The organism is Lysobacter stagni, assembly GCF_030053425.1.
Classification (GTDB): domain Bacteria; phylum Pseudomonadota; class Gammaproteobacteria; order Xanthomonadales; family Xanthomonadaceae; genus Lysobacter_J; species Lysobacter_J stagni.
In genome coordinates this window covers 644012-669284 of sequence record NZ_JASGBI010000001.1, presented here as the reverse complement: position 1 = coordinate 669284, position 25273 = coordinate 644012, and the positions used below count along the sequence as shown (strand labels likewise).

At 67.6% G+C, this 25273-nt stretch carries 22 protein-coding genes; 13 read left to right on the top strand and 9 right to left on the bottom strand.

The window, feature by feature from the left end:
• Positions 1 to 224 precede the first annotated feature (224 nt).
• A complete protein-coding gene (locus QLQ15_RS02975; protein ID WP_283211373.1) occupies positions 225 to 3689 on the bottom strand; it encodes a YadA-like family protein in 3465 nt (1154 codons plus the stop codon).
• A 273-nt stretch (positions 3690 to 3962) separates the two neighbouring features.
• On the bottom strand, positions 3963 to 7184 hold the full coding sequence (putA, locus tag QLQ15_RS02970; protein ID WP_283211372.1) for a bifunctional proline dehydrogenase/L-glutamate gamma-semialdehyde dehydrogenase PutA: 3222 nt from the start codon (positions 7182 to 7184) through the stop codon (positions 3963 to 3965).
• A 351-nt stretch (positions 7185 to 7535) separates the two neighbouring features.
• Here putA and coxB point away from each other — a divergent pair, with 351 nt between their 5' ends.
• From coxB to QLQ15_RS02945, 5 genes are all read left to right on the top strand, one after another.
• Positions 7536 to 8486, top strand: a complete 951-nt coding sequence (gene coxB, locus QLQ15_RS02965; protein WP_283211371.1) for a cytochrome c oxidase subunit II — start codon at positions 7536 to 7538, stop codon at positions 8484 to 8486.
• A 26-nt stretch (positions 8487 to 8512) separates the two neighbouring features.
• A complete protein-coding gene (gene ctaD, locus QLQ15_RS02960) occupies positions 8513 to 10126 on the top strand; it encodes a cytochrome c oxidase subunit I (protein WP_283211370.1) in 1614 nt (537 codons plus the stop codon).
• Positions 10127 to 10273: 147 nt separating this feature from the next.
• Positions 10274 to 10408 (top strand): hypothetical protein, encoded by a 135-nt coding sequence (locus QLQ15_RS02955; protein WP_283211369.1) that lies wholly within the window; start codon positions 10274 to 10276, stop codon positions 10406 to 10408.
• Positions 10405 to 11022: a cytochrome c oxidase assembly protein gene (locus QLQ15_RS02950; RefSeq protein WP_283211368.1), complete on the top strand. Its 618-nt coding sequence runs from the start codon at positions 10405 to 10407 to the stop codon at positions 11020 to 11022. Before QLQ15_RS02955 ends, QLQ15_RS02950 begins: the two co-directional genes overlap by 4 nt.
• Before the next feature lie 39 nt (positions 11023 to 11061).
• Entirely contained in the window at positions 11062 to 11940 is an 879-nt protein-coding gene (locus QLQ15_RS02945; RefSeq protein WP_283211367.1) for a cytochrome c oxidase subunit 3, read from the top strand.
• A 133-nt stretch (positions 11941 to 12073) separates the two neighbouring features.
• Here QLQ15_RS02945 and QLQ15_RS02940 read toward each other — a convergent pair whose 3' ends face one another.
• Positions 12074 to 12289: a twin transmembrane helix small protein gene (locus QLQ15_RS02940; RefSeq protein WP_283211366.1), complete on the bottom strand. Its 216-nt coding sequence runs from the start codon at positions 12287 to 12289 to the stop codon at positions 12074 to 12076.
• 65 nt (positions 12290 to 12354) lie between these two features.
• Between QLQ15_RS02940 and QLQ15_RS02935 the strand changes: the two genes are divergently transcribed.
• The 6 genes from QLQ15_RS02935 to fosX are packed head-to-tail and all read left to right on the top strand — an operon-like array spanning position 12355 to position 17601.
• Positions 12355 to 13077 (top strand): SURF1 family protein, encoded by a 723-nt coding sequence (locus tag QLQ15_RS02935; protein ID WP_283211365.1) that lies wholly within the window; start codon positions 12355 to 12357, stop codon positions 13075 to 13077.
• 10 nt (positions 13078 to 13087) lie between these two features.
• Positions 13088 to 13690, top strand: a complete 603-nt coding sequence (locus tag QLQ15_RS02930) for a hypothetical protein (RefSeq protein ID WP_283211364.1) — start codon at positions 13088 to 13090, stop codon at positions 13688 to 13690.
• A 34-nt stretch (positions 13691 to 13724) separates the two neighbouring features.
• Positions 13725 to 14873, top strand: a complete 1149-nt coding sequence (locus tag QLQ15_RS02925) for a COX15/CtaA family protein (RefSeq protein WP_283211363.1) — start codon at positions 13725 to 13727, stop codon at positions 14871 to 14873.
• Positions 14874 to 14884: 11 nt separating this feature from the next.
• A complete protein-coding gene (locus QLQ15_RS02920; RefSeq protein ID WP_283213913.1) occupies positions 14885 to 15808 on the top strand; it encodes a heme o synthase in 924 nt (307 codons plus the stop codon).
• 39 nt (positions 15809 to 15847) lie between these two features.
• Positions 15848 to 17176 (top strand): Xaa-Pro dipeptidase, encoded by a 1329-nt coding sequence (locus tag QLQ15_RS02915; protein WP_283211362.1) that lies wholly within the window; start codon positions 15848 to 15850, stop codon positions 17174 to 17176.
• A 20-nt stretch (positions 17177 to 17196) separates the two neighbouring features.
• Positions 17197 to 17601, top strand: a complete 405-nt coding sequence (gene fosX / locus QLQ15_RS02910) for a FosX/FosE/FosI family fosfomycin resistance hydrolase (protein ID WP_283211361.1) — start codon at positions 17197 to 17199, stop codon at positions 17599 to 17601.
• A 6-nt stretch (positions 17602 to 17607) separates the two neighbouring features.
• Here fosX and QLQ15_RS02905 read toward each other — a convergent pair whose 3' ends face one another.
• The 6 genes from QLQ15_RS02905 to QLQ15_RS02880 form a co-directional block, all read right to left on the bottom strand.
• A complete protein-coding gene (locus QLQ15_RS02905; RefSeq protein WP_283211360.1) occupies positions 17608 to 18171 on the bottom strand; it encodes a hypothetical protein in 564 nt (187 codons plus the stop codon).
• A gap of 146 nt (positions 18172 to 18317) precedes the next feature.
• Positions 18318 to 20318 carry a S9 family peptidase gene (locus QLQ15_RS02900; protein ID WP_283211359.1) on the bottom strand — a complete coding sequence of 667 codons (2001 nt, stop codon included), beginning with the start codon at positions 20316 to 20318 and terminating at the stop codon, positions 18318 to 18320.
• Positions 20319 to 20451: 133 nt separating this feature from the next.
• Positions 20452 to 20832 (bottom strand): hypothetical protein, encoded by a 381-nt coding sequence (locus tag QLQ15_RS02895; protein ID WP_283211358.1) that lies wholly within the window; start codon positions 20830 to 20832, stop codon positions 20452 to 20454.
• 52 nt (positions 20833 to 20884) lie between these two features.
• A complete protein-coding gene (locus QLQ15_RS02890; protein ID WP_283211357.1) occupies positions 20885 to 21661 on the bottom strand; it encodes a LytR/AlgR family response regulator transcription factor in 777 nt (258 codons plus the stop codon).
• The gene (locus QLQ15_RS02885; protein ID WP_283211356.1) at positions 21654 to 22919 is read right to left on the bottom strand and encodes a sensor histidine kinase; all 1266 of its coding nucleotides are present in this window, start codon (positions 22917 to 22919) and stop codon (positions 21654 to 21656) included. The genes QLQ15_RS02890 and QLQ15_RS02885 overlap by 8 nt, the downstream gene beginning before the upstream one ends.
• Positions 22920 to 23148: 229 nt before the next feature.
• Positions 23149 to 23709 carry a DUF1579 family protein gene (locus QLQ15_RS02880; RefSeq protein ID WP_283211355.1) on the bottom strand — a complete coding sequence of 187 codons (561 nt, stop codon included), beginning with the start codon at positions 23707 to 23709 and terminating at the stop codon, positions 23149 to 23151.
• Between the two features lie 137 nt (positions 23710 to 23846).
• Between QLQ15_RS02880 and QLQ15_RS02875 the strand changes: the two genes are divergently transcribed.
• Positions 23847 to 24728 carry an AraC family transcriptional regulator gene (locus QLQ15_RS02875; protein WP_283211354.1) on the top strand — a complete coding sequence of 294 codons (882 nt, stop codon included), beginning with the start codon at positions 23847 to 23849 and terminating at the stop codon, positions 24726 to 24728.
• A gap of 93 nt (positions 24729 to 24821) precedes the next feature.
• The gene (locus tag QLQ15_RS02870; protein ID WP_432277836.1) at positions 24822 to 25250 is read left to right on the top strand and encodes a nuclear transport factor 2 family protein; all 429 of its coding nucleotides are present in this window, start codon (positions 24822 to 24824) and stop codon (positions 25248 to 25250) included.
• Positions 25251 to 25273 lie beyond the last annotated feature (23 nt).

Genomic DNA, 25273 nt, shown 5'->3' with positions numbered 1-25273 from the left:
GGCACTGCCGGTGCGGTACTTCACGATGAAACGGGGCGAGACGGTGGCGTCCTCGAGCGAGGACAGGTCGACGGTGGCGGCGAAAGCAGGCGCGCAGGCGCCGGCGATCATCACGCTCAGCAGAGTACGGCGAAGGTTCATGGTCGATTTCCTTGATGGAGCGATGGGATGTCGGGCGATGTGCGAGCCGCGACGCCCATTGCGGGCGCCGCGGCTGCCGGGAACTACAGGTCGATGCCGAAGCCGACGCCGGCTGCGCTGTCGTCGCTGCTGAAGGCGCCGCCGATCGAGAACGACGCGCGCTCGCCGATCGACCGGGAGTAGCCGATCGACAGCGCGCTTTCGCCGTTCTGCCAACCGGCGCCGACGCCGACGCGTCCGCGCGGACTGCGCGAGTTGGCGGCGTTGATCGACATGTTGAGCATCGCCGCGCTCATCGCGCCCTGGCGGTCGATGCGTTCGTCCTGCTTGCCCAGGCGATAACCGATGTCGTTCTTCAGATTGGTGAACTCATCGCTCATCGACTGGTAACGGCTGTCCGTGTAGGCGTTGGCGCGCGTCAGCGTCTGCGTGGCGGTGGCGTCTGTATAGGCATTCGCCGTGGCGACGGCCTGCGCGTCACCGACCTGCATCTGCTGCACGTTGGCGGCATCCGTGGCGCGGGTACCGGCGGCGACATTGGTGACGCGACGTTCGCGCCCGGTGCTGCCGACGGAGACGGTGTTCGCTTCACTGGCGACCGAGCCCTGGCCCAGCGCGACTGCGTTTGTCGCCGTGACCGACGCCCCTTGGCCGACCGCCGTGCCCGATGCCGAGTTCACCGTCGCGTCTGCGCCCACCGCCACCGCATTGCTCGCCCCTGCGACGATCGACGCATTGCTGCCCAGCGCGGTGCTACCGTCCGCCTGCACCGTAGCGCCGGTGCCGATGGCGGTATCGCGCGGACTGACCGCCACGGTTCCCGCGCCGACCGGCAGGCCATCGCCCGTCCCGACCGGAATGTCCGTATGCGGGCCGGCGAGGTGGTTCTCCACGAGCGTGAGGCGATCGCCCAGTCCGATGAAGCTGGCGCCGAGCGCGGCGAACGCTTCCGTCACGGTGCTGTACTGCCCGCCGAGCACCTGGAAGGTCGGCAATACCATGATGCCGTTGCCGTCGAACGTGGCGCCGCCGCCAAATGCATTGATCACGGAACGCAGCTGCCCGACGTTGACGGCGTCGTTGGTCGCAAGGCCCGCCCGCAGATTGCCGATGGTGGTGCCCGTCGTGCCGCCGAGCGTCACTTTGTCACGCGTGGTGGCGTCGTCGTACTTCACCGCCGCCTGGTCGAGCTCGTCGATCGAGGTGCCGACGCCGGCCAGTGCGGTATTGAGCTGGGACACATTGACCGCATCCGTGTCCTCCGTGCCGGCTGCGACATTCGCGATCTGGCGCTCGCTTCCGGCCGAGCCGATCGACACCGTATTGGCGCGATCGGCGACGGTGCCGGCGCCGAGTGCGACGCTGTTGTCCGCCTGCGCCACCGCATCACTACCGAGTGCAAGGGTCGATGCACCCGCGGCGTCCGCGTTCGTGCCGACCGCCACGGATTTCAGAGTGCGCGCATGTGCGGAACTGCCGACCGCCGTCGCCATCGCCGAATCGGCGATCGCGGTGTTGCCGACGGCCACGCTGGCCTGGCCCAGTGCAGTCGCGCCCGTGCCGAACGCCGAGGAGGACATCGCGTCGGCGATCGCGTAGCTGCCGAACGCGGCACTGTCGTCACCCGAGGCATAGCTGTTGTAGCCGACGGCGGTGCTGTTCAGTCCCGTCGCGAAGGCATTGGTACCTGCGGCCAGTGCGAAGTCGCCACCTGCGTAGGCGTAGCCGCCGAGCGCCGATGCGTATTCGCCGAACGCTTGCGCCCCATCGCCCAGCGCGACACTGGACGTGCCGCTGGCCTGCGTCGCGTTGCCCAGCGCCAGCGCACCCGCGGCGCTCGCCGAGGCATCGTGGCCGAACGACACGGTGTCGCTGGCCATCGCACGCGCGTCGGTGCCGAAGGCCATCGCGTTGCTGGCATCGCCACCCAGGGCGTCGTCGACCAGGGCGTTGGTGCCGAAAGCGATGTTGCCGGTGCCGTAGCCACCCAGTGTCTGTGCGTTGCTGCCGATGGCGGTGTCGAGGGTCCAGCTTGCGATGGCGGCATCGCCCAGGGCGAGGCTTTCGGCGCCCCAGGCCACGCTCTTGCTGCCGATCGCGATGGCGTTGGAGTCGTGGGCGCGGCTCTGCTGGCCGAAGGCGATGCTGGCATGGCCTTCGGCGAAGGCCACGAAGCCCACGGCGATCGAGCCGTTGATGACTTTCTGGTCGTTGGAGTTGTACAGACTTCCGCCGCCGCGGGAACTGTCGAAATCACTCGTGCGCGCAGCCGGGCCCAGTGCGGTGTCGTAATTGCCCCAGGTACGTGCGTTGGCGCCAAACGCCTGGGATGCCATGCCTGGCGTGTTGGTGCCAAAGGCATAGCCGCTGGGCGGCGTATTGACAGGCGTGGCGCCGAACGCCGCGTTGACGTCGAACCACCCGCCGACCGCCGTCGAACCCGTGCCCACGGCATAGGTGCCCGTACCGATCGCGGTACTCGCATGGCCGTATGCGATCGCGTGATAGCCGAACGCCGCCCCCCAGCCGCGCACCGTTGCCGCCTGGTAGCCGACGATCGTGCTGTTCTGGTCCTTGAACTCGATCGTTCCGGTTGCGTCGGGGCCGTCCCCGCTGGTCGTGGCACCGCTGCCGAGCACGACGTTGTTGATGCCCTTGGAGGCTGCGCCGCTGCCGACGACCGTGGAGTTGGTGGCCGGCACCGGGACATTGGTCAGCACATATGGCCCACCGAAGCCGTTCAAGGGGACGCGGGAGTAGCGCTCGGCGACGGCGCCGGCACCCATGACCGTCACTCCGTCGCCATTGGCGCGCGCGGCGTTGCCGATGACCACGGTGTTGTTCACCGGCTGGACCATCGTCATTTGCGTTTCCTTGCTACCCGCCGGTGACACCGCCACCGAGTACAGGTTGGTGATCTTCTCGGCGCTGGCACCGGGCCCGATCACGATGCTGTTGTTGCCGTTGACGCGCGCCTGCGAGCCGATCGCGATGCTGTTGCTTCCCGAGGCCGGGAGCGAAGTGGAGGGATTGGTCGTGACCACGGTGCCGCTGCCGTTGCGCGTGGCACCTTCGCGCGTGGTCACCGTGCTGGTACCCACCGCCTGGGTCTGGGCCTGGTTGCCGATCGCGACGCTGTTGTCGAGGTTGGCCACGGCGCGGGCGCCGAGCGCGGTGGAAGCATTGCCCAGCGCCTGGGTGGCGGCGCCGATCGCGGTGGCGTTCATGCCCTTGGCCCAGGTGATCTCGTTCGCGTCGACCAGCCCATCGCCGTTCAGGTCGATCCACGAACCGATCGCGGTCGCCTTGCTGCCGGACGCGGTGGTTTCGTCGCCGAGCGCCACCGCACCGTCGCCCGTGGACTTCGCGTCCGGTCCACAGGCCAGTGCACCGACGCCGGTGGCCGTGCTGTCGATCGGAATCGCCGCGCCCGTGTCGTCGAAAAGCTGGCAGTTGCCCCCCGCGAAGGCGGGGCCGGCGAGGGCGGAGAGGAGCGCGAGGGTGAGGAGGCGGCGTTGCGGTCGGGCGTACCACTGCATCAGGGACATGGCGGTTCTCGCTGGAGGAGTCGGATCGGTGGACGCTGCCGTCCAGCCGGACCCCAACCCTCATTCGCGTCGCCGCCATCGGCTTGAAATCCCCATCACAGCCGCCGTCGTCGCATCACAGTCCGATAACAGACGCGCGACAAGTCCATGACATCGCGGGGAACTCCTCGTGCGATGCCGTCTCTGACGGATCGCCCAAACGACGACGGCCCCGGTGTGAGCCGGGGCCGTCGTTCGGTTCGGGGCGGGAAGAAGCGGGCGGTCGCCCGTGGATCAGTCGCCCAGCGTCAGCAGCGAGGCGTTGCCGCCCGCGGCGGTCGTGTTGATGGTGATGGTCTTTTCGGTGGCGAAGCGCGGCAGGTAGTGCGGGCCGCCGGCCTTCGGGCCGGTACCCGACAGGTTCTGCCCGCCGAAGGGCTGCACGCCGACGACCGCGCCGATCTGGTTGCGGTTGACGTAGCAGTTGCCCACTTTCACGCGCGCGCTGATCTTCTCGATGGTCTCGTCGATGCGCGAGTGGATGCCCAGCGTCAGGCCGTAGCCTGTGGCGTTGATCTGGTCGATCACCGCATCCAGCTGGTCGGCCTTCCAGCGCAGCACGTGCAGCACCGGGCCGAAGACTTCCTTGTGCAGCTGGTCCAGCGACTTGAGCGCGTAGGCGCGCGGAGCGAAGAAGCTGCCGTTGCCGGCGTCGGCATCGAGTGCGACTTCGGCGATCTTCGTGGCTTCGCGGTCCATGCGCGCGGCATGGTCGACCAGCATCTTCAGCGCGTCCTCGTCGATCACCGGGCCGACGTCGGTCGACAGCAGGCCCGGGTCGCCCACCTTCAGCTCGGCCATTGCGCCGGCGAGCATGTGGGTGACCTTGTCGGCGATGTCGTCCTGCACGAACAGCACGCGCGCGGCCGAGCAGCGCTGGCCGGCGGAGGTGAAGGCCGAAGCGATCGCGTCCTTGACCACCTGTTCCGGCAGCGAGGACGAGTCGGCGATCAGCGCGTTCTGGCCGCCGGTCTCGGCGATCAGCACGCCGATGGCGGCGTCGCGCGCGGCGAGGGCGCGGTTGATGGCGCGCGCGGTGTCGGTCGAACCGGTGAAGGCGACGCCGGCGATGCGCGGGTCCTTCGTCAGCGCCGCGCCGACGGTGGCGCCGTCGCCCGGCAGGAACTGCAGCACCGCTTCGGGAATGCCCGCCTCGTGCAGCAGCTTCACGGCGTAGTAGCCGATCAGGTTGGTCTGTTCGGCCGGCTTGGCGATGACGCTGTTGCCGGCAGCCAGCGCGGCGGCGATCTGGCCGGCGAAGATGGCCAGCGGGAAATTCCACGGGCTGATGCAGACGAACACGCCGCGGCCGGAGAGCTGCAGCGTGTTGGATTCGCCGGTCGGGCCCGGCAGCGGTTCGATCGCGAACTGCTTGCGTGCCTGGGCGGCGTAATAGCGCAGGAAGTCCACCGCCTCGCGCACTTCGGCCACGCCGTCGGGGATGCTCTTGCCGGCTTCGCGCGTGCACAGCGCGAGGTACTGCGGCATGCGCTGCTCGAGCAGGTCGGCGGCGTGTTCCAGGATCGCGGCGCGGCTGGCGGCGGGCGTTGCGTTCCATGCATCGTGCGCGGCGACGGCGTTCTGCAATGCCTTCTCCACGGTCGCGCTGTCGGCGGCCTGCCACTGGCCCACGGTCTGGCGACGGTCCGCCGGGTTGGTCACGGCGATGTCCGGGCCGATGGTCTTCGCGCCCGGCACCAGCGGCGCGGCGCGCCAGTCACTGCGTGCGGCGGCGTTGACCTGTTCGGCGAGTGCGCGCAGTTGATCGTCGTTGGCGAGGTTGATGCCCATGGAATTGGTCCTGTCGATGCCGAAGCTGCGGTACAGATCGAGCGGCTGCGGGATGCGCGGATGCGCGATGGATTCGAATGCGGAAACGGTCGCGACCGGGTCGTGGATGAGGTCATCGATGGCGATGTCCTCGTCGGTGATGCGGTTGACGAAGCTGGAGTTGGCGCCGTTCTCGAGCAGGCGGCGCACCAGGTACGGCAGCAGGTCTTCGTGCGAGCCCACCGGTGCGTACACGCGGCACGGCACGTCCAGGCGATCGGCGGGGATCACCTCGGCGTAGAGGTCGTCGCCCATGCCGTGCAGCTTCTGGAACTCGAAGTGCTTCTGGCGGCCCATCGACTTCGCGCGCTGGTGGATCGTGGCGATGGTCTGCGCGTTGTGCGTGGCGAACATCGGGTAGATCGCGTCCGACGCTTCCAGCATCTTGCGCGCGTTGGCCAGGTAGCTGACGTCGGTGTTCGGCTTGCGCGTGAACACCGGATAGCCCAGCTGGCCGTCCACCTGCGCGCGCTTGACCTCGCTGTCCCAGTACGCGCCCTTGACCAGGCGCACGGGAATGCGACGGCCGTGGCGGCGGGCGAGGTCGGCGATGAAGTCGATCGCCTCCGGCGCGCGCTTCTGGTACGCCTGGATCGCCAGGCCGTAGCCTTCCCAGCCGTCCAGCGATGCGTCGGTGTACGCCGCGGCGATGACGTCGAGCGAAAGTTCGAGGCGGTCGGCCTCCTCGGCGTCGATGGTGAAACCGATGCCGTAGGACTTCGCCATTTGCGCCAGCTCAAGCACGCGCGGCACCAGCTCGGCGAACACGCGCTCACGCTTGGCATGTTCGTAGCGCGGGTGCAGCGCGGAGAGCTTCACCGAGATCGACGGCGCGGCGAATACGTCGGTGCCGAGGAAGTTGCCGCTCTTGCCGATCGCGTGGATGGCATCGCGGTAGGCCTGCAGGTAGCGCAGCGCGTCCTTCGTGGTCAGCGCGCCTTCGCCCAGCATGTCGAAGGAATAGCGGTAGGCGGCGTTGCCGTTCTTCTGCGAACGCGCCAGCGCCTCGCCGATGGTGCGGCCCATGACGAACTGGTGGCCCATGATCTTCATGGCCTGGCGCACGGCCAGGCGGATCACGGGCTCGCCGACGCGGCCGAGCAGGCGCTTGAAGGCGCCGTGCACGTCGCGCTTGGTCTCATCATTCAGGTCGACCAGATGGCCGGTCAGCATCAGGCCCCAGGTCGAGGCGTTGACCAGGACCGAATCGGACTGGCCCATGTGCTTCTTCCAGTCCGCATCGCCCAGCTTGTCGCGGATGAGCTTGTCGGCCGTTTCCTGGTCGGGGATGCGCAGCAGGGCTTCGGCCACGCACATCAGCAGGACGCCTTCCTCGCTGCCCAGGTCGTACTGGCGCATGAAGGCCTCGATCGCGCCCTGGTCCTTGGCACGGGCGCGGACCCGGCGGACCAGGTCGGCGGCGGTCGCCTGGGCGGCGGCGCGCTCGGTATCGGGAAGGCGGGCGCGGTCCAGCAGAGCGCGGACGTGGCTGGCCTCGTCGCGGACCCAGCCGGAGGTGATGGCGGCCCGGTAGGGGGCGGACGGCGGCGGGAGCTCGGGGCTGATCAGCTCGCGGGGTGCCGGCGGGCCATCGCTGGCGACGGCGGATGCGGAATCGATGGTCATTCGGGGCCAGGGGACAGCCTTGGGAAGCCCAATAGTCTAGAGCCTCCGGCTTGCCGGAAGTGTTGCGCCATCGGCCGCCAGCGGCGGCGCGAACGCGTTCCGTGCGCGGCTCCACGGATGAGAAGATTGCGAAATCTGCCGACAATCCCGTGTAATTTGACCAGCTCGGTTGTTGGGGCTCCCGGCGGCAGGTAAAATGAGCGGTTCCGCGGGGCAGTTTTTTGGATCCCCATTACTGGATCCTGCCAGGGCTGGAAGCCCGACCCCGACATCTGGATGAGCCCGGAAGCCAAGCCGAACGGCTCAGCCAAGCACATAACATTTACCTAGCGATTCCTGGGGCTCGAACAGATGAAAGCCGGTCGTTTCAAGCAGTGGGGCGCGGGCATCGCCGCGATGGCGCTGCCGGTCCTTGCCAGCGCGCAGGCGGCCGACCCGAAGCCGTGGCAGCTGAACATGGGCAGGGGCGTCACCCTGCAGTCGGCCAACGCCTATGAGGCCCACATGTTCGCCCTGTGGGTGTGCGTGATCATCGGCCTGCTGGTGTTCGGCGCCATGTTCTACGCCATGTTCAAGTTCCGCCATTCCAAGGGAGTGGTGCCGGACAAGGACTTCACCCATAGCACCCGCCTGGAAGTGATCTGGACCGTGGTCCCGGTCGTCCTGCTTGTCCTGATGGCCTTCCCGGCCACCAGCAAGCTGATCAAGATGTACGACACCCGCGATTCCGAGATGACGGTGAAGATCACCGGCTATCAGTGGATGTGGAAGTACGACTACCTCGGCGAGAACGTCGGCTTCACCAGCCGCCTGGACCGCAAGAGCGACGAGATCCGCCAGAGCGGCAAGGACGCGCGCGACGCGAACCACCCGCACTACCTGCTCGACGTCGACAACGTCCTCGTGCTGCCGACGGACACCAAGATCCGCTTCGTGATCACCGCCGACGACGTCATCCACGCATGGTGGGTGCCGGCGCTGGGCTGGAAGCAGGACGCCATCCCGGGCATCGTCAACGAGGCCTGGACCGAGATCAAGGAACCGGGCGTCTACCGCGGCCAGTGCGCCGAGCTCTGCGGCAAGGACCATGGCTTCATGCCGATCGTGGTCCATGCCCTGCCGAAGGCCGAGTACCAGCAGTGGCTGGCCGACCAGAAGGCCAAGAACGCCCCGGCGCCCGTCGCTCCGGCCGCCCCCGTCGCACAGCCGGCCGCGCCGGCCGACGAGGCCCAGCCGCAAGGCACCACCCCGAACACCGACGCCACGGCCGCTGCTGAAAAGCAGGCTCCGGTCGCCGGCTGATCGTCCCGCATCTCCTGAGGTAGGCCATGGCCGTCACGCACGCTGACACCCATCACGATGATCACGCCCACAAGCAGGGCTTCATCGAGCGTTGGTTCTTCTCGACCAACCACAAGGACATCGGGACGCTGTACCTGATCTTCAGCTTCATCATGTTCATCATCGGCGCAGGCATGTCGGTGGTCATCCGTGCTGAGCTGATGAAGCCGGGTCTGCAGTTCGTCAATCCCGAATTCTTCAACCAGATGACCACCGTGCACGCGCTGGTCATGATCTTCGGCGGCGTCATGCCGGCCTTCGTGGGCCTGGCGAACTGGATGATCCCGCTGCAGATCGGCGCGCCGGACATGGCGCTGCCGCGCATGAACAACTGGTCCTTCTGGATCCTGCCGTTCGCCTTCACGATGCTGCTGCTGACGCTGTTCCTGCCGGGCGGCGCACCGGCCGGCGGCTGGACGCTGTATCCGCCGCTGTCGCTGCAGGGCGGCAGCAACGTGGCCTTCGCGATCTTCGCCATCCACATGATGGGCATCAGCTCGATCATGGGCGCGATCAACGTGATCGCCACCGTGCTGAACATGCGCGCCCCGGGCATCGACCTGCTGAAGATGCCGATCTTCTGCTGGACCTGGCTGATCACCGCGTTCCTGCTGATCGCCGTGATGCCGGTGCTCGCCGGTGCCGTGACGATGCTGCTCACCGACAAGTTCTTCGCCACCTCGTTCTTCAACGCGGCCGGCGGCGGCGACCCGGTGATGTTCCAGCACATCTTCTGGTTCTTCGGTCACCCCGAGGTCTACATCATGATCCTGCCGGCGTTCGGCGTCGTGTCGGAGATCATCCCGACCTTCAGCCGCAAGCCGCTGTTCGGCTACCAGGCCATGGTGTACGCGACCGCTTCGATCGCCTTCCTCTCGTTCATCGTGTGGGCGCACCACATGTTCACCGTCGGCATGCCGCTCGGTGGCGAGCTCTACTTCATGTTCGCGACCATGCTGATCGCGGTGCCGACGGGCGTGAAGGTGTTCAACTGGGTGACCACCATGTGGCGCGGCTCGATCTCGTTCGAGGCGCCGATGCTGTGGGCGCTGTCGTTCGTGATCCTGTTCACCATCGGCGGTTTCTCCGGCCTGATGCTGGCCATCGTCCCGGCCGACTTCCAGTACCACGACACCTACTTCGTGGTCGCGCACTTCCACTACGTGCTGGTGACCGGCGCGCTGTTCTCCATCATCGCCGCCGTCTACTACTGGTGGCCGAAGTGGACCGGCCGCATGTACAGCGAGTCGATGGCGAAGTTCCACTTCTGGTGGACGATGATCTTCGTCAACCTGCTGTTCTTCCCGCAGCACTTCCTGGGTCTGGCCGGCATGCCGCGCCGCATCCCGGACTACAACGTCGTGTTCGCGGACTGGAACCTGGTCAGCTCGATCGGCGCGTTCGGCATGTTCGCCACGCCGTTCATGATGGCCTTCATCCTGTGGCGCTCGAAGGCCGTGGGCGTCAAGGCGGAAGCCCGCGCCTGGCCGACCGCGCGTGGCCTGGAGTGGACCGTGCCGAGCCCGGCACCGCACCACACCTTCAGCACCCCGCCGGTCATCCGCGATGGCGACCTGGCGCACGGCGACATCACTCATTGATCGTTCTTTGATGGGAGAAGCGCGAGGAGCACCGGCTTCGGACGAGTGGGCAAGCTTCCACAACCCCGCCGCCGCTTCGCGACGGCCGCCCCCTTAACTTAAGGGGGCTCCAAGAGCCAAACCCCGTCTTCTTCCTGCGTACCGACCATGAACCAGCCGACCCACAACCAGGACGAGCTCGCAACGCGCCGCAAGGCCGCGCGTCGCACGGCGCTGTGGGTCGCGGCGATCGCGGTGGCCGTGTACGTGGTGTTCATCGTCAGCAATACGGTGGGCAAGTGAGCGGCGCGCCGGAACAACACGGTCCCGCCACGCCGGACCGCAAGAGCGCCGGACTGGGCAAGATGGTCGTGGTGGCGATCGCCGCGTTCGGCCTGACCTTCGCGCTGGTGCCGCTCTACCGCATCGCCTGCGAGAAGGTGTTCGGCATCCGCCTGGAGCGTACCGCCGCCGAAGGCGTTGGCCAGGCGCAGGCCACGCCGGCCAAGCGCGTGATCACCGTGCAGTTCGATGGCGGCGTGAATTCCAAGCTGCCGTGGGACTTCTCGCCCAACAACCTCACGATGCAGGTCGTGCCGGGCGAGCAGTACGAGACCACGTACCACGCGCGCAACACCTCCGAACGCACCATCGTCGGCAGCGCCGTTCCGTCGGTCGCGCCAGCGCGTGCCTCGGGCTATTTCAGCAAGACCGAATGCTTCTGCTTCACCGCCCAGACGCTCAAGGCCGGTGAAGTGCGTGAAATGCCGGTGCGCTTCATCGTCGATCCGAACCTGCCGGCCGACGTGAAGACCATCACCCTGTCGTATACCTTCTTCAAGAACGAAGCGCTCACCGCCCAGGCGCAAGGCACGGCCAACGCCGCGCCCGACCCGCTGGCCGCCGTGACGCGCTGATCCTTCCTAGCAATCGCACCACATAACCGGAACGCCGCCATGGCCCAAACCCATTCGCCAGACGCCAACGTCTACTTCGTGCCGCACAGCAGCCGTTGGCCGTTCCTCGGGTCGATCGCGCTGTTCACGACCATGGTCGGCCTCGCCAGCTGGTTCAACGAAGTCCATTGGGGCAGGCCGGTGTTCTTCATCGGCATCGCGCTGATGGTCGGCGTGCTGTTCGGCTGGTTCGGCGATGTCGTTCGCGAGTCGATCCGCGGCAACTACAACAAGCAGGTCGATACCTCGTTCCGCATGGGGATGCTCTGGTTCATCTTCTCCGAGGTGATGTTCTTCGGCGCGTTCTTCGGCGCGCTGTTCTACGCCCGCCAGTTCGCGATGCCGTGGCTCGGTGGCGAAGGCGACGGCGTGATGACCAACTCGCTGCTGTGGCCGGGCTTCTCGGCTGCGTGGCCGAGCAACGGTCCGGGCGGCATCGGCGGCCTCTACCAGACGATCCCGGCCTGGGGCCTGCCGCTGCTCAACACGATGATCCTGCTGACCTCGGGCGTCACGGTCACCATCGCGCACCATGCGCTGAAGGCCGGCCACCGCAAGCAGCTGCTGACCTTCCTGGGCCTGACGGTCCTGCTCGGCGCGCTGTTCCTGTTCTTCCAGGCGGAGGAGTACATCCACGCCTACAAGGAACTGAACCTGACGCTCGGTTCGGGCATCTACGGTTCCACGTTCTTCATGCTCACCGGCTTCCACGGCGCGCACGTCACGCTCGGCACGATCATGCTGGCGGTGATCTGGTTCCGCTGCCTGAAGGGCCATTTCACCAAGGACCACCACTTCGCGTTCGAGGCGGTGGCCTGGTATTGGCACTTCGTCGACGTGGTCTGGCTGGGCCTGTTCCTGTTCGTCTACGTGCTGTAAGGACGGAATTGGAGATTCGGGATTCGGGATTCGCAATACCACAACCCGGATCTCCAACGAAAAAGGCGACGGGATGACCGTCGCCCTTTTTGCTTTTGCGAATCCCAAATCCCGAATTACGAATCCCGGCGCCTCACGGACCGCCGTGGAACTTGATCCAGCCCATGTAGTTGGCCAGCACCACCAGCAGGATCAGCGCGACGGACAGCGCGATGCGGCGGGTCAGCGCGTTCACCGTGCGCTTGCTCTCGCCCTTGTCCACGAGCATGTAGTAGAGGCCGGCGCCCAGGTTCCACAGGATGATGATCAGGAAGGCGATGACCAGCAGGGTCTTCAGCGAATCGTTCATGGCGGCCTCCGATCGGCCCCGTGGCGGGGGTGGCAGCCATTATCGCAGCGGCACGCGAGGAAGTCGTGAGCCGTAGTCGTACCCTCATCGTCGGCTGGACCGCCGCACTGCTGGCGATCGCGCTGTTCGCCAACCTCGGCCTGTGGCAGTCCCGTCGCGCGGTCGAGAAGCAGGCGATGCTCGATGCCGCCGCACGGGTTCTGGCCGACCGCACGCCGAAACCGCTGTCGGTCGCCACCGACGCCGCGCGCGTGCGCGAGTACGACTGGGCGGCCGGAACCGGTTCGTTCGATGCACGCGATGCACTGCTGCTGGACAACCAGCAACGCAATGGCCGCGCCGGCGTGCGCGCCTACCGCATCTTCGTTCCCGAACAGGGCCAGCCGTTGCTGGTCGACCTGGGCTGGCTGCCGTTGCCCGGCGACCGCACGTTGCCCACGGTGCCCCGACCGGACGGCACGATGCAGCTCAGCGGCCTGCTGACCTCGCCGCCCTCCACGGGGCTCGCGCTGGGTCCCGCGCTCGTGCGGCAGGGCGGGGGCTGGCTGATGCCGCGCGTGGACCTCGCGGCCATCGCGCGCGAGACCGGGCTGTCCGTGCCGCTGGCGCCGCGCGTGCTGCGTCTGGATCCCGCGCTGAAGATCGGCTTCGAGCGCGACCTGGAGCTGCTGCCCAACACGCTGCCGCCCGAGCAGCACCGCGGCTATGCCGTGCAATGGTTCGCACTGGCCCTGGCCGTGCTGGCCACCGCGTTGATCCTCACGTTCCGCAAGCGCCGTCGACCATAAGGAGTTCGCCATGACCGACGACCCCAACGCCTCCGCCCATCGCAGTCGCAATCGCATGCTGTTGGTGCTGCTGTTCGCGATGTTCTTCGGCAGCATGCTGGTTGCCGGCCTGTTGCGCTTCTCGGGCTGGCGTCCGCAGGGCCTGAAGAACAACGGCGAACTGCTCGATCCGCCGAGCGATCTGCGCGCGCTGTCGCCGCGCCTGCTCGATGGCGGCGAATACGTGTGGAAGGCCGGCGAACGCACCTGGCGCATCGTCGTCGCACCGCCGGCCGATTGCGGCGCGCAGTGCGAGACGCTCGCGCGCGAGATCAACACGGTATGGCAGCTGTTCGGCAAGGACGCGGACGAGGTCCACGTCCTGTGGGCGTGCCCGACCCAGGCGCCGTGCTGGCCCGCCTCGGCGCCGCGGCCGGGCACGCTGCGCGAGCTGCGTCCCGATGCCAGCCTGCGCGCAGGACTGCCCCGGGTGGACGACCGCGGCACCGGCAACGTGCACGGTGTGCCGGCCTACGTGATCGATCCCTACGGCTTCGTGATTCTGCGCTACCCTCCCGGCTTCGATCCGGCCGGGCTGCGCGCCGACGTCGCCAGGCTGATCAAGGTGAAGTGATCGCCACCCGCATTGACTGGATGAGCTGTTCCGCATGACCACGCCGCACAAGCCTGCTCCGTACAGGCATTTCCACCGGATCGCCTGGCTGGCGGTCGCGCTCGCTCTGGGCGTGATCGTCTTCGGCGCATTCGTGCGCCTGTCCAACGCCGGCCTGAGCTGTCCGGACTGGCCGACCTGCTACGGCCGGGCCGCATGGCCGACGGCCGCGCACGAGATCGTCGACCACGCCGCCACCGCGATTCGCCCGGTCGAAGTGCACAAGGCCTGGCGCGAGCAGTTCCATCGCATGATCGCCGGCACGCTGGGCGTGCTTGTGCTCACCCTCGCGCTGATCGCGGCACGCAAGCGCCCACGCGGCGCGCTGCAGATCGCCGCCGCCGCGCTGCTGGTCGGCATCGCCATTCCGATGTACATGCATGGCGAGCACGTCGCCGCATCCGCGCTGGCCATCGCGGGCGAGGCGATCCTGCTGTTCGCCGCGCTGCGCTGGAGCAACCTCGACCTCGCGCGCGTGGCGGCCATCACGCTGGCGGTGATCATCTTCCAGGCCCTGTTGGGCATGTGGACGGTGACCTGGCTGCTGAAACCGGTCGTGGTGATGTCGCACCTGCTCGGCGGCCTGCTCACCTTCTCTTTGCTGCTGTGGATGGCGTGGCGCGCGACGAACCTGCCGATCCGCCTGGCCGAGGCAACCCTGGTGCGCCGCCTGCTGATGGTGGGCATCGCGGTTCTCGCGCTGCAGATCGCGCTGGGCGGCTGGGTCAGCGCCAACTACGCAGCGCTGGCCTGTGGCAACGACTTCCCCACCTGCGTGGGCCAGTGGTGGCCGCCGCATGATTTCCATGAAGGGTTCGTGCTCTGGCGCGGCATCGGCGTGGATTACGAAGGCGGCATCCTCGATGGAGAGGCGCGCATCGCCATCCAGATGGCGCACCGCATGATGGCGGTGGTGGTGTTCGTCTACATGCTGTGGCTCGCCTTGCGCCTGATCCGCACGCCGGGCATGCGCGGCTGGGCCACGCTGCTGGGCCTGCTGGTGGTGGCGCAGGTCGCGCTGGGCATCGCCAACGTCAAGCTGGGCCTGCCGCTGGCTGTTGCGGTGATGCACAACGCCGGTGCGGCGCTGCTGCTGTTCGTCCTGGTCTCGCTGCTGGCGCGCCTGCGCTCCCCGGAACCGTGATGTCCACCGCCATGCCGCACGCCACCGCCAAGCAGTACTGGGACCTCACCAAGCCGCGCGTGGTGGCGCTGATCGTCTTCACCGCGCTGGTGGGCATGTTCCTCGCGGTGCCGGGCCTGCCGCCGCTGCGCGAGTCGGTGCTGGGTTTCCTCGGCATCTGGCTCGCCGCATCCAGCGCGGCCGCGATCAATCAGCTGCTGGACTCGCGCATCGACGCCAAGATGGCGCGCACGTCGTGGCGCCCCATCGTCGCCGGCCAGATCACGCCGCGCCAGGCGCTGGTGTTCGCGATGATCCTCGCGGCGTTGTCGATGACCATCCTGGTGGTGTGGGTCAACACCATCACGGCGGTGCTCACGTTCGCCTCGCTCATCGGTTATGCGGTGGTCTACACCGTGTTTCTCAAGCGCGCCACGCCGCAGAACATCGTGATCGGTGGCATCGCAGGCGCGGCGCCGCCGCTGCTGGGCTGGGCCTCGATCACCGGCATGCGCGGCGAATGGGACTGGCCGCACGCGCTGCTGCTGGTGCTGATCATCTTCGTGTGGACACCGCCGCACTTCTGGGCGCTGGCCATCTTCCGCCGTGCCGACTACGCACGCGCGATGGTGCCGATGCTGCCGGTCACGCACGGCGTGGAATACACGCGCTGGCAGATCCTGTTCTACACCGTGCTGCTGGTCGCCGTGACCGTCCTGCCGTGGGCGGCGGGCATGAGCGGGTTGTTCTACCTCGGCGGTGCGCTGGTGCTGGGTGTGGTGTTCCTGGGTTATGCCTGGCGCCTGATGAACCCGCCCGACGAGCTGTACGCGATGAAGGTCTTCAACTACTCCATCGTCTACCTGATGGCGCTGTTCGCGTTCCTCCTGCTCGACCACTGGCTGATGCCCTTGCTGCAGCCGTCGCCGATCATGGAGTTCCAGCCGCAGCGCTGACGGGTCCGGCCGCGGTTCCTTCCCTTACGAGAGATGTCGATGCCGCACCGTTCCCCGGGGTTCCTGACGATCGCGCTGCTTCCGCTGTTCGCCTTCGCATCCGCCGCTTCGGCGAAGGCGCCGTTGCTGATCGATGAGGCACCCTCGTCGGACGACGCCGTCGTTACCGCGGATCGGCTGCTGGATGTGCGCAGCGGCAGGATGATCGACCACCCGCAGGTGCTGGTGCGCGATGGCCGGATCGTCGAGGTGGCGCGCGCAGGCGCGCCTGTGCCGGCGGACGTGAAGCGCATCGACCTCCCGGGCATGACGTTGATGCCGGGGCTGATCGACATGCACGTGCACCTGGATGCCGACCCCACATACGGCGGCTACACCGGCCTGCAGTTCAACGACCGCTTCTGGTCGATGCTGTCGGTGGTGCATGCGCAGCGCACGCTGCTGGCGGGGTTCACCACCGTGCGCAACGTCGGCTCGGAGGCATGGAACGACGTGGGCCTGCGCCAGGCCATCGAAGAGGGCAAGTTGACCGGTCCGCGCATCGTCACCGCGGCGTTCGCATTCGGCGCCACGGGTGGCCACTGCGATTCCACGTTCTTCCCGCCGTCGATGGAAGAACGCAGCCCCTACAACGCCGACACGCCCGAACAGGGCCGCCAGCGCGTGCGCGAGCTGCGCAAGTACGGCGCGCAGGTCATCAAGATCTGCGCCACCGGCGGCGTGTTCTCGCGCAACACCGAGCCCGGCCAGCAGCAGATGAGCTTTGAGGAGATGAAGGCCGTCGCCGATGAAGCGCACCAGTGGGGCCTGAAGGTCGCCGCGCACGCGCACGGCGCGGCGGGCATCAAGGACGCCATCCGTGCCGGCGTGGACACCATCGAGCACGCCAGCCTGATCGACGAGGAAGGCATCCGCCTGGCGAAGCAGCGCGGAGCGTGGCTGTCGATGGACATCTACAACACCGACTACACGCAGGCCGAGGGCCGCAAGAACGGCGAGCTCGAGGACAACATGCGCAAGGATCGCGAGATCGGCGATATCCAGCGCGAGAACTTCCGCCGCGCCAACCAGGCCGGCGTGAAGATGGTCTTCGGCACCGATGCCGGCATCTATCCGCACGGCGACAATGCGCGTCAGTTCCCGGTGATGGTCCGTTACGGCATGTCGCCGCTGCAGGCCATCCAGGCCGCGACGGTGAACGCCTCACAGGCACTGGGGCGCGACGATGTGGGCGTGGTGGAGGCCAAGCGCTACGCCGACCTCATTGCCGTGCCGGGCGATCCGACGCAGGACGTCACGCTGCTGCAGGACGTGCCCTTCGTGATGAAGGGTGGGGTGGTGGTGAAGGGCGACGTCGCCGGTCGATGACGGGCGAGCGCCCCTCCGGAGTGCGCGGTCTCAGCCACATCACGTTCGTCGTGCGCGATCTCGAACGCATGGCGCGCTTCCTGTGCGAGGGCCTCGGCGCGCGCGAGGTCTACGACAGTCGCGATCGCAACTTCTCCCTGACGCGCGAGAAGTTCTTTGTGCTGGGTGATGTCTGGCTGGCCGCGATGGAAGGCGAGCCTCCCTCGATCCGTTCGTATCAGCACGTCGCATTCCACGTCAGCGCGGACGAGCTGCCCGGCTACGAAACCCGCCTGAAGGCGCTGGGCGTGGAGTTCCGGTCGGCACGAACTCGCGTCGAAGGCGAGGGCCAGTCCCTCTACTTCCACGATTTCGACAACCACCTCTTCGAGCTGCACACAGGCACGCTGGACCAGCGTCTTGCACGGTACTCGAGCGGCGCGTGACCGGCGCTACTGCGTAGCCACCCGCGGCGCCATCTCCGCGTCGATCAACGGTGTCGCCGACGGCAGGCGGTGCGGGTCCAGCAAGGCGGCCATCAACGGATCGGCCGGATAGCGCGTTCCGTCGAACTCCAGCGCCACCACGCCGGCGTCGTCGCCGTTGCCCACGTTCACCAGCAGGTCGTGCCAGCCGCGGTTGATGCGGCTGCCGATGGCGATGGGCGCGCGCACCGAGATCGACTCGCTCACCAGCGAGTCGCCATCCTTGCCGGCGTGGAAGACCAGCAGCGTGCAACCGTCGACCTGGCACCAGTTCTGGTCGTCGAGCAGCATCAGCAGATCGGGCGAGCCATCGCCATCGAGGTCCGGTGTCGCATCGCGATGCGCCGGAACTTCCCGGATGCTTCGTGAGGCCAGGAACGCGGTCAGCGCCTTCTCGGCGCGCTCGTGCTCGTTCACCGGTACCGGCAGGGGGGCGGTGGCTTGGCTGTCGTTGCGCGCGTTGGTGCTGCACGCACTACCAAGGCACGCCACGGTGAGGACCGCAGTCAGAAGGGGAAGGGGGGCGCGCATGACAGCTCTCCACCGAAGCTGGCGTCAGCTTGCGCCGTCGCGTGTGGTGGCGGAGTCAACGCAAACGCATCGCGGGCGCGGGCGGGCGTTGCCTGAATCCGCGGCGCGCAGGGTGGCCGCGCGCCGCGATGGGTCTGTCGAAGGAGCTACTTCGTCGCTGCGGTATCGTCTTCGCCGATCAGGTTCTGCTGCCAGAACAGCATCGTCGCGGCGGTGAAGTAATCCACGTTGGTCTTCTTGCGGAAGCCGTGGCCCTCATCGTCGAACAGCAGGTACCAGACCGGCTGGCCGTTGCCGCGCACCGCCTTCACGATCTGCTCGGCCTCGGTGTACGGCACGCGCGGGTCGTTCTTTCCCTGCGCGACGAACAGCTTGGCTCGGATGCGGTCGGCGTGATTCAGCGGCGAGATCGCATCGAACACCTTCGCCATCGCCGGATCGCGCTCGTCGCCGTACTCGGCGCGGCGCAGGTCGCGACGGTAGCTCTCGGTGTTCTTCAGGAACGTGCCGAAGTGCGAGATGCCGACGATGTCCACGCCCGCCTTGATGCGATCGCTGTAATGCATCAGCGAGGCCAGCACCATGTAACCGCCATAGCTCCCGCCGTACACGCCGACGCGGGACGCATCCAGCTCCGGCTGTTGTGCGATCCAGTCGAGAAGCGCACCGATATCCTTGACCGAGTCCTCGCGCTTGTCGGCGTTGTCCAGGCCCAGGTACGTCTTGCCGTAGCCCTCCGAGCCACGCACGTTCGGCAACAGCATGGCCACGCCCAGCTCATTGGCGAGGAACTGTGCGGTCGGGTTGAACGTGGGCAGCGACTGGCCCTCGGGCCCGCCGTGGATGTTGATCACCACCGGAAGCTTCGCGCCCGCCGGCGCATTCGCCGGCCGGTAGTAGAAGGCGGGGATGAGGCGCGCCTTGCCGTCCACTTCGTCGAAGGTCGGGTAATGCACCAGCGTGGGTGCGACGAACTTCGACGGATCCAGTCCGCCCACTTCGCTCTGCGTCCAACGCGTGAGCTTCGCACCAGGCAGGTCGATGACATAAACGTCGCTGGGCGACGTGGCGGAGTTCATCGTGACCGCCAGGCGCTTGCCATCGGGCGAAAAGCCCACGTTCACCACCACGCCGACCGGGAGCTCGGGCAACTTCACAGGCGTGTGCGACGGCAGCGAAAGCACGTGCAGCCTGTAGATGCCGTCCTCGTTCGTGGTGTAGGCCAGGTGTTTGCCGTCGTCGGCGATCGCCAGGTCCGCCACGTCCCACGGCGTTGCGGACGTCAGCACTTCGAACCGACCTGTGGCCGGATCGTGATGGCGCAGCGTATGGAACTCCTGCGCCTTGCCCTTCACCGGCTCATCGGAAATGAAGTACACCGCGCGGCCGTCGGGCGCGAAACGGAATCCGTTGAACGAGGCCTTGCCGCCGTCGACAGGGAACAGCGTGAGCTTGCCGCTGTCCACGTCCACCACACCGGGGTACGACTCTGCCGCGGACACGTACTTCATCACCAGCAGGCGTTTGCCGTCCGGCGAGAAATCCATCGCGTTCCACTGGCCGCCCTCGGCGACCAGCACGCGCGGTTGCTTCGTCGCGAACTCCGTCACCCAGATGTCCGTGTCCTTGCCGTTGCGGGCGGTGCTGCTCCATGCGAAGCGCTTGCCATCGTGCGAGAACAGCGGGCCCTGGTTGCGTGCCTTGCCGTCGGTGAGCAGGGTGGTGTTGCGTGAGGCCAGGTCGAACCAGTGCAGCTGCCAGAACTCGTTGCCGCCCACGTCCTTGCCGAACACGAAGCCGTCCAGCTTCGACTTCGCCGGTGCCACTTCGATGGCAGCCAGGGGTTCGGGATAGAACGTCAGCTGCTCGCGCATGCCCAGCGGCTGGCATACGCGATGCGCCTGCGCCGTTTCGGCGAAGCGCGTGCTGATCAGCATGCAGTCTCCGCTCCAGCCGGCGAAGGTGGCGCCGCGCGTGTTCTGGTAACGGTTGAGTTGCTCCACCAGCGCGGGCGGAAGCGCCGGGATGTTCTCGCTGGTGCGGGTTCCGACCTGCTCGCGGCTCACCCTCGGTGCGGGCTGGGCCGCCACCGGCAACGTGCAGGCAAGGAGCAGGGCGTGAACGAGGAAGGACGAACGCGGCGACATCGGTGTTCCCCCGGGGACGGAATCGCGACTGTACCGCGCGCGTCGCGTCACGATGAAGGTTGTCACCGCTCCCGTTGAGCCCGCTGGATGGAACGCGCAACCGGGCGCGTGCGGCCCCCGGTCACCAGCGTCCTCAGTGCGCAGCCTTCGGCGCCGGCATCTGGCAGCCCGTGCCCGGCGTGCCGTCCTTCTCGCTGACGCACAGGCGGAAGTCGTGCAACCCCGTGATCTGGCGGCTGTCGCCGTTGGCGACGGAGAAGCGCTTGATCGGTTCGGACACGCAGGCGTTACGACCGGTCGTCGACGTAGCGGCGCAGTCGCGCGGAAACACGGTGTAGTAACACTGACCACTCGCGCTGCGCAGGCATTCGAAGCGGGCGACGCCGGCTTCCACGGTGGCCTTGCTGTAGAGCGACTGGACGCCATCGATGCTGACGCGGTCGACGAAGGTGCTGCGGCCGACATCGACGCCGAACAGCGAAAGCAGGAAATACAGCAGGGCCGAGAGTTTCATGGGTCACCTCGAAGGAGGGTGGCGGTCCGATGCCGGAAACCGGGCGTTGCGATCACATGTGGCGGAACAGCGTCATGAACGGCGCGCTGACCGACAGCGTTTCGGGGCGCGACTTCAGGCGCACGGTGCCGCGCCCTGCGTCGTCGCGGACGATGCCCGCGATCGCCTTGAGATTGACGATGGTGGAGCGGTGGATCTGCTTGAACGTGGACGGGTCGAGCACCGCCAGCAGTTCGCGGATGGGCGTACGCAGCAGTGCCTCGCCTTCGGCCGTCACCACGGTCGTGTACTTGTTGTCCGCGCGGAAATAGGCGACCTCGTCGACCAGGATCAGGCGCGTCTCGCGTCCCGCGCTGGCGGTGATCCAGGTCAGCGGCGGCGCGGCCGACGGTGCGGGCGGACGCGTGCCCAGTCGATCGAGCAACGCCGCCAGCGTGGCCGCGTCGTTGTTTCCCGTACGGGCCTGCAGGCGCTGCACGGTCGTTTCCAGTCGCGCGGGCGAGATCGGCTTGAGCAGGTAATCCACGGCGCCGCGCTCGAACGCATCGATGGCGTACTGGTCGTACGCGGTCACGAACACGATCTGGGTCTGCGGTGCGACCTCGGCCGCGGCCGCGGCGACCTCGAGCCCCGTCAGGCCGGGCATGCGGATGTCGAGGAACGCCACGCGCGGCTTGTGTTCGGCCAGCGCTTCCAGTGCGCTCGCGCCGTCCTCGCATTCGGCGACGACCTGCAGCTCGGGCCAGGCCTGGCGCAGTTGCTTCAGCAAGGCTTCGCGCAGCAGCGCTTCGTCCTCGGCGACGACGCAGGTGAGGGCGGTCTCAGACATGGCGGAAATCCTGTTCGATCGGCGGCGGCAGGGCGGGCGGAACCGAAAGCGTCGCCGCCACGCCGGTCGGGAAGTTGGCGACGACCGACAGCGCCGCACTCGCGCCGTACAGCAGGCGCAGGCGTTCGCGCACGTTCTTCAGGCCGATGCCGGTGCCGCTGGTCTTGGTGTTGAAGCCCTCGCCGTCGTCGGCCACGGTGACCGTGACCACATCGTCGATGCGGCGTGCGCGTATCCAGACCGTGCCGCCACCGGTGCGCGGCTCCAGCCCGTGCTTGATCGCGTTCTCCACCAGCGTCTGCAGCACCATCGGCGGCAATGGCGTGGCGCGCAGGTTTTCCGGCACGTCCACCTGCACCGACAGGCGCGAACCCATGCGGATCTTCAGGATTTCCAGGTACGCCAGCGCCCGCTCCAGTTCGGCGCCCAGCGTGGACAGCTCGTTGTCCGCACTCGGCAGCGAACGACGCAGGTACTGGATCAGGTGGCCGAGCATCTCGTCGGCGCGCGCCGGATCGCTGCGCGTGAGCAATTGCGCGCTGGCCAGCGTGTTGTACAGAAAGTGCGGCTCGACCTGCGCATGCAGCAGGCTCAGCTTGGCGACAGTGAGCTCCTTCTCGACGGCGGTCTGCGCCGCTTCGCTCTTCTCGCTCTGGCGTCGTTCCGCGACGCGGCGGCTGATGGCGCGGGTGATGGCTTCGACGTTCTCGAAGTTGGTGCCGTCATCGACGAGGAACCAGTCGCTCCATGCGGGCGTTTCCGGCTCGCAGATCAGCGTCACGCTGGCGCTGTCGCGCCCCGGCAGCACGGTGGCCTGGATGCGGTTCTGCGGCACGCCGAACCAGCGCATGGGGTTCCAGCGTCCAAGCGGATACGCGTTGTAGTCTTCGAGGCGCATCACCTTGGCGCGCACCTGCAGGCTGTCGCGCGCGCTTTCCACGTCCTGGACACGCGGAAGCTCGCGGATGGCGGCATCCACCAGGTCGAACGCCTCGCCGGCGTCGAACGGAATCTCCACCTGCCGGCGCTGCCGGTTGTCCAACGCTTCCTTGTCGTTGCGGCCGGAGATCAGGCGCACCCGGCCCACGTGCGAGAGCGCGGCGGCGACCACCAGCGCCATCGTGGCCATGCCGACGATCGTCATCAGCCAGTCCAGGCGGCCCAGCAGCGGCATTTCGTTCCAGATGGCCGAAGCCACCAGGATTGCCAGCAACCAGGCTGCGGCGATGCGCAGCACGAAGACCATGCTCTTGAACACGTGACGGCCTGAAGCGGAAGGATTGCGGCGGAGCATAGCGAGCCCCGGCCGGAATGGGCCGGGATTGCGACGAACGCGGCTGCGTGGCGACGAATCCGGTGCTGACCGGAGCGAATGTCGCGGGGCGGACCGCGGTCGAGGCGCGGTTGCGCCGAGGCCGGACAGGCGAAGGCCCGGCGCTTGAGGCGCCGGGCGGAGGGCTCTGCGGTGGGATGAAGTCCGGTGCGCGTCAGCGGCGCGAGTAGGCCAGTTCGACCACCAGGGTCTCAGTGCCGTGCTTCGTCTCGAAGTACCGGGCCAGCAGATGGTTCGCATCGACCACCCGCAGCTCCTCGCGCGTGGGCACGTGCGTGCCGTCGGCGCCGGTCATGCTGCCGCTGAAGCGGTAGGTATGGCTGGCCTCGTCGTACTCGCCACGCAGCACCAGCAGGTCGGTGAAGTTCACGTCCATCCAGCTGGTGAAATACGTGCGGGAGACGTTGTCGAAGCCGGTATGGCCGATGCCCTGGAACGGCGCGTCCGAACTCACGCGCAGGTCCTGCCGCAATGCGCGGCCTCCCAGCACGATACTGAACTCTGCCGTGCCTGCGTCCACACGCGGCGGCTGTCCCGGGGTGAGCCAAAGCGACTGCCTCACGGCCCACAGTCCCGCCAGTTCGCCGAGGCGGCGATGTTCATCACCGACGGTGCCGGCTGCGACGGCGGGGCGAGGTGTTGCCTCGCCCGCATGGGCCAGGAGCGTCGTGGCCGCAAGGGCCAGCGCGAGCGCGAGGGGGGCTAGTGTCTTCATCGTTGCCGCATGTCTGGTTGGAGGCAGCCATGCTGGGGCGCTTCCTCGTGGGCGGCGCGCACGATTGGCCGACGGCGGACACCAAAGGATGACTTTCGGGCCTTCGTCCGGCCCCTGTGGCGGTGGAGCATCCGCTCATGCGTGACCGCGGCCGCCCTTCCTGCTATCCACCCGCGCCGGTGCAGGCCATCTCGGATGCTGCGCCGGGCGGCGCGCTGCCGTCGCTCGATGTGCTGACCTCGCCCGTGCCGTCGGGACGGTTCGATTCGCCGGTGGATCACCGGCACGTGCTGTGCCTGCACCTGGGTGGACCGGTGCCGGTGTCCTACCGCGCGACCAGCGCCGAGCGTCGCGGCACGCGCCTGCACGGCCAGTTCTGCGTCGTGCCTGCCGGGTCCAGCACGCGCTGGACGCTGTCGGCGCCAGCGACGTCGCTGCTGCTGCGGCTGGCACCCGAACGCATGCACGAAGCCGCGGCGACGCTGGGCCTTGCAGCGGACGCGGCCGACCCCGCCCCGGCGATCCACGTCCGCGACGAACAGATCGAACACATCGGCTGGATGATGCAGCGCGAAAGCCACGACGGGTATCCGTCCGGGCGTCTGTTCGCCGACGCACTGGCCTGCGCACTCGCGGCGCGTCTGCTTCGCCTTCGTTCGCCGGGCGTGCGTCATGACGAACACGCCCGCGCGCTGCCCGCGTGGCGGCTGCGCAACGTCGTGGACTACATCGAAGCGCATCTGGATGCGGACCTGACGCTGGCCGAACTCGCCGACGTGGCGGGCTTCAGCGTGTCGCATTTCAAGGTGCTTTTCCGCAATGCCTGCGGGATGCCTGCCCACCGGTTCGTCATGCAGCGCCGCGTCGAGCGCGCGTGCGAGCACCTGGCGAACGGGCGGATGAGCATGACGGAGATCGCGCTCGCCACCGGTTTCGCGCATCCCAGCCACATGGCGCGTTGCATCCGTGCCGTGCGCGGCGTGGGGCCTACGCAGATTGCCGTGCGGCATCGCGGATGATGCGATGCCGGTACGAGGTTCCGTCCCCGCGGTCCCCGTTACGCTGACGTCCACTGTCCGGTCCTCACGCGCAAGGAGTTGCCCATGCCCCTGATGAGTCTGATGCTGGCTGCCGCATCGGCCACGGCCACCGTTCCGGTCGCCGTGATCGAGCCTGCCACGCGCACTGCGATCGAAGCGACGTGCTTCGATTACGTCGACGGGCAGCTGGAGGGCGATCCCGAGCGCGTCGCGCGCTCGCTGCATCCCGACCTCGCCAAGCGGCGCGTGCTGGGCGAGACGGTGGACGAACGCCTGGGCCTGCGTCGCATGAGCAAGGAGGAACTGGTCGAACTGACGCGACAGGGCGCGCTGAAGACACCGAAGGCGCAGTGGGATCGCTCATGCACCGTGCTGGATGTTGCGGGCAACACCGCCGCCGTGCGCGCGGAAACACCATGGTTCGTGGATTTCTTCCACATGGGGAAGTTCGGCGACCGCTGGGTCATCGTCAACGCGCTGTGGTACTCGAAGCCGAAGTAGCACGCGCTGGCGTCAGGTGATGC

Bases quoted from the DNA above. Each gene is read 5' to 3' on its own strand.
- QLQ15_RS02920 (WP_283213913.1), top strand. From the start codon at position 14,885: ATGCCGCACGCCACCGCCAAGCAGTACTGGGACCTCACCAAGCCGCGC.
- QLQ15_RS02875 (WP_283211354.1), top strand. From the start codon at position 23,847: ATGCGTGACCGCGGCCGCCCTTCCTGCTATCCACCCGCGCCGGTGCAG.
- QLQ15_RS02905 (WP_283211360.1), bottom strand. From the start codon at position 18,171: ATGCGCGCCCCCCTTCCCCTTCTGACTGCGGTCCTCACCGTGGCGTGC.
- QLQ15_RS02895 (WP_283211358.1), bottom strand. From the start codon at position 20,832: ATGAAACTCTCGGCCCTGCTGTATTTCCTGCTTTCGCTGTTCGGCGTC.
- QLQ15_RS02890 (WP_283211357.1), bottom strand. From the start codon at position 21,661: ATGTCTGAGACCGCCCTCACCTGCGTCGTCGCCGAGGACGAAGCGCTG.
- QLQ15_RS02925 (WP_283211363.1), top strand. From the start codon at position 13,725: ATGACCACGCCGCACAAGCCTGCTCCGTACAGGCATTTCCACCGGATC.
- QLQ15_RS02945 (WP_283211367.1), top strand. From the start codon at position 11,062: ATGGCCCAAACCCATTCGCCAGACGCCAACGTCTACTTCGTGCCGCAC.
- QLQ15_RS02955 (WP_283211369.1), top strand. From the start codon at position 10,274: ATGAACCAGCCGACCCACAACCAGGACGAGCTCGCAACGCGCCGCAAG.
- QLQ15_RS02930 (WP_283211364.1), top strand. From the start codon at position 13,088: ATGACCGACGACCCCAACGCCTCCGCCCATCGCAGTCGCAATCGCATG.
- QLQ15_RS02880 (WP_283211355.1), bottom strand. From the start codon at position 23,709: ATGAAGACACTAGCCCCCCTCGCGCTCGCGCTGGCCCTTGCGGCCACG.
- QLQ15_RS02975 (WP_283211373.1), bottom strand. From the start codon at position 3,689: ATGTCCCTGATGCAGTGGTACGCCCGACCGCAACGCCGCCTCCTCACC.
- ctaD (WP_283211370.1), top strand. From the start codon at position 8,513: ATGGCCGTCACGCACGCTGACACCCATCACGATGATCACGCCCACAAG.
- QLQ15_RS02915 (WP_283211362.1), top strand. From the start codon at position 15,848: ATGCCGCACCGTTCCCCGGGGTTCCTGACGATCGCGCTGCTTCCGCTG.
- QLQ15_RS02900 (WP_283211359.1), bottom strand. From the start codon at position 20,318: ATGTCGCCGCGTTCGTCCTTCCTCGTTCACGCCCTGCTCCTTGCCTGC.
- putA (WP_283211372.1), bottom strand. From the start codon at position 7,184: ATGACCATCGATTCCGCATCCGCCGTCGCCAGCGATGGCCCGCCGGCA.
- QLQ15_RS02940 (WP_283211366.1), bottom strand. From the start codon at position 12,289: ATGAACGATTCGCTGAAGACCCTGCTGGTCATCGCCTTCCTGATCATC.
- QLQ15_RS02870 (WP_432277836.1), top strand. From the start codon at position 24,822: ATGAGTCTGATGCTGGCTGCCGCATCGGCCACGGCCACCGTTCCGGTC.
- coxB (WP_283211371.1), top strand. From the start codon at position 7,536: ATGAAAGCCGGTCGTTTCAAGCAGTGGGGCGCGGGCATCGCCGCGATG.